General features: G+C 64.3%; 4 protein-coding genes. All 4 read left to right on the forward strand.

Features of this window, described 5'->3' with window-relative positions; genetic code table 11:
* Window positions 1-206: hypothetical protein (locus QZT71_RS12210; RefSeq protein ID WP_295916615.1), on the forward strand; the 206-nt coding region annotated here is incomplete at its 5' end.
* Entirely contained in the window at window positions 190-912 is a 723-nt protein-coding gene (locus tag QZT71_RS12215; protein ID WP_295916617.1) for a ComF family protein, read from the forward strand. The genes QZT71_RS12210 and QZT71_RS12215, both read left to right, overlap by 17 nt.
* Window positions 913-1,075: 163 nt before the next feature.
* The gene (gene dnaB / locus QZT71_RS12220; protein ID WP_295916618.1) at window positions 1,076-2,635 is read left to right on the forward strand and encodes a replicative DNA helicase; all 1,560 of its coding nucleotides are present in this window, start codon (window positions 1,076-1,078) and stop codon (window positions 2,633-2,635) included.
* A gap of 176 nt (window positions 2,636-2,811) precedes the next feature.
* Window positions 2,812-3,193, forward strand: a 382-nt coding sequence (locus tag QZT71_RS12225; protein ID WP_295916620.1) for a magnesium chelatase domain-containing protein, incomplete at its 3' end; no start/stop codon positions are given.

The raw sequence follows: 3,193 nt of genomic DNA on the forward strand, positions 1-3,193 counted from the left end.
CCCGCTTCGGCCGCCGCCTGCTGGGGCCGATGACGCCCCCGGTCGACCGTATCCGCGGCGAATACCTCGCCGGGCTGCTGCTCAAGGTCGAAAGCGGCGCTTCGTCGGCCCGCGCCCGTGAGCTGCTGGGGGCGGAACTCAAGGCCTTTGCCGAAAATCCCGAGTTCAAAAATATCACCGTCGTCGTCAATGTCGATCCTCAATAGCCTGCTGCGCGATGTGGCGTCGCTCTTTTTCCCGGCCCGCTGTCCCGTCTGCGGCGAGCCGTTGGCGCAGGGCGAGCGCACGGTCTGCACGCTCTGCCGTGCGACTGCGCCGCTGACCGGGTTTTGGAACGAGGCCGGCAATCCCATGCTCGACAAATGCCGGGACATGCTGCCCGTGGAGCGGGCTTCGGGGTTTCTCTACTACGTGCACGGAAGCGGATGGCGGGAGCTCATCCGCGGTTTCAAGTACCGCGGGGCGTGGCGCACGGCCCGCGCGATGGGCGAATGGTACGGCCGCTGTCTGAAGGAGAGCGGCCTGTACGACGACGTGGAGGTGGTCGTGCCCCTGCCGCTGCACCCTTTCAAACGCTGCCGCCGCGGCTACAACCAGTCGGAATATATCGCCGAGGGGATTGCGGCGCAGTTGGGCGCGGCGGTCGACCGGCGCAGCGTGCGCCGCAGGCGCAATACGGCGAGCCAGGCCCTCAAATCCCGCCGGGAGCGGGCCCGCAACGTCGAGGACGCCTTTGCCGTGAGGTATCCCGGACGGCTCGCGGGGCGGCATGTGCTGTTGGTCGACGACGTCTTTACCACGGGCAACACGATGCTTTCGTGCGCCGGTGAAATCCTGCGCGCCGCGCCCGGGTGCCGCATCAGTGTCGCGACCCTGGCCGTTTCGCGCCGCGAACTGGGCGGCAGGGAATAAAGTCGCCCCGGATTATTTATCAACAGCCTTTTGTCCCCGCTGCCGGGGGCGCTTTGCCGGCAAACTATGTTATAAACATAGTTTTCGACAGATTATACCGCCGTGCCGTTTTGATTTCTCCCGGCTTATTGCTACTTTTGGGCTTTGAACGAAAGAGAATACCATGGCTAAAGATTATAACCCCTCCCAGCGCAACCGGGAGGCATTCGCGGCGCTCACCGACACCGCCGGGAACGTACCCCCGCAGGCGGTCGAGCTGGAGGAGGCCGTGCTCGGCGCGCTGATGCTCGAAAAGGACAGCATCATCGCCGTGCAGGAGTATGTCACGCCCGAAGCGTTCTATACGGAGGAGCACCGTACGATCTACAAGGCGATCGAGGAGCTTTCGATGGAGCTCAAGCCGATCGACCTTTATACCGTCACCGAGCGGCTGAAGGGAAAAAAGGAGCTCAAGAAAGTGGGCGGGGCGTCCTATCTGGCGCAGCTTACGCAGAAAGTGGGCTCGGCGGCCAACGTCGAGTTCCATGCCAAAATCATCGCCCAGAAATACGTGCAGCGCGAGCTGATTCGCTCGGCGACCGAAATCCAGAAACGCTCGTACGACGAGTCGACCGACGTGACGGAGCTGATCGGCTATGCCGAGGGCGAGATATTCAAGGTCGCCGAGGGGCATGTCAAGCGTTCGGTGCAGTCGTCGAAGGACATCCTGGCCCGCGCGCTGATGCAGATCGAGGAGGCGTCGAAGAACACGAGCGCCTTCAACGGCGTGCCGTCGGGCTTCATGGCCATCGACCGCGTGACGCTGGGTTGGCAGCTTTCGGACCTGATCATCATCGCCGCGCGTCCCTCGATGGGTAAGACGGCGTTCGTGCTCTCGATGGCCCGCAACATGGCCGTCGACCACGAGCAGGGCGTAGCGTTCTTCTCGCTCGAAATGTCCTCCGTGCAGCTGATGATGCGTCTGATTATCGCCGAAACGGGTTTGAGCGGCAACGACGTCAAGTCGGGCCGCCTGACGCCCGAGCAGTGGCGCCACCTCGAGTCGGCGACCAAACCGCTGGGTGCGGCGCCCCTGTTCATCGACGACACGCCGGCGCTTTCGGTCTTCGAGTTCCGCTCGAAAGCCCGCCGCCTGAAGATACACAACGACATCAAGATTATCATCATCGACTACCTGCAGCTGATGACCGGCAACCAGGACTCGAAAGGCAACCGCGAGCAGGAGGTGGCCTTCATCTCGCGTACGCTCAAGGCGATTGCCAAGGAGCTGAACGTGCCGGTAATCGCCCTGTCGCAGTTGAGCCGTGCCACCGAAATGCGCGGCGGCTCGAAGCGGCCCCAGCTCTCCGACCTGCGTGAGTCGGGCGCCATCGAGCAGGACGCCGACATCGTGGCCTTTATCCACCGCCCGGAGTACTACGGCATCAACCAGGACGAGAACGGCATGCCGACGGCGGGTATGGCCGAGATTATCCTCGCCAAGCACCGTAACGGCGCCGTGTGCGACGTGAACCTGCGCTTCCTCAAGGAGCAGGCCCGCTTCGCCGACATGGACGACTCGATGCTGCCGCCGGCGCAGGCTTCCGACAGCCAGCAGGCGTACGACGACTATGCCAGCGGTTCGAACGGCGCGGGCGCCGGAATGGGCGGCCTGGGATCGGGAATCGGCGGCGGGGAGTTCGACCCGGCTCCGCCGTCGCTCAACGACGAGGCGCCGTTCTGATTGTTTCCGCTGCGGGGCGGAAGTGCCGGGCGTCCTGGGTGCGGTGGCTCCGCCGTGGGTGTGGATGCTTTCCCCGGCTGGAGGTTGCGAAGGTGCCGGGTTGTAAACTGGGGCGCCGCGGTTTGGCGGCCGGGAGCGGAGTGACATGCAGTGATTTTTAACTGGTTTTTCGATATATGTTTGTCCGGACTTATGCAGGTGCGATTGTGGGAATCGACGCTGCGGCGGTGACCGTCGAGGTCAATATCGCCGGCGGCGGGCTCGGCATGTACCTGGTGGGGCTGCCGGACAATGCGGTGAAAGAGAGCGAGCAGCGCATCCGTGCGGCGTTCGGGAACTCCGGGGAGCGGATGTCCGGCCGCAAGGTGGTCGTGAGCCTCGCCCCGGCCGATTTGCGCAAGGAGGGGGCCTCGTTCGATTTGCCGATTGCCGTGGGGATACTCGCAGCGATGGAGCGGGTCGATGCCGACGCGCTCGCCGGGACGATGTTCGCCGGCGAACTGTCGCTCGACGGGAGCCTGAAGCCCGTCCGGGGCGTGCTGCCGATGGCGGTGCGGG

Origin of the sequence: uncultured Alistipes sp. (genome assembly GCF_902388705.1) — a bacterium.
Classification (GTDB): domain Bacteria; phylum Bacteroidota; class Bacteroidia; order Bacteroidales; family Rikenellaceae; genus Alistipes.

What these genes read in the sequence shown, in the direction of transcription:
- QZT71_RS12215 (WP_295916617.1), top strand. Translation starts at nt 190, where the DNA reads ATGTCGATCCTCAATAGCCTGCTGCGCGATGTGGCGTCGCTCTTTTTC.
- dnaB (WP_295916618.1), top strand. Translation starts at nt 1,076, where the DNA reads ATGGCTAAAGATTATAACCCCTCCCAGCGCAACCGGGAGGCATTCGCG.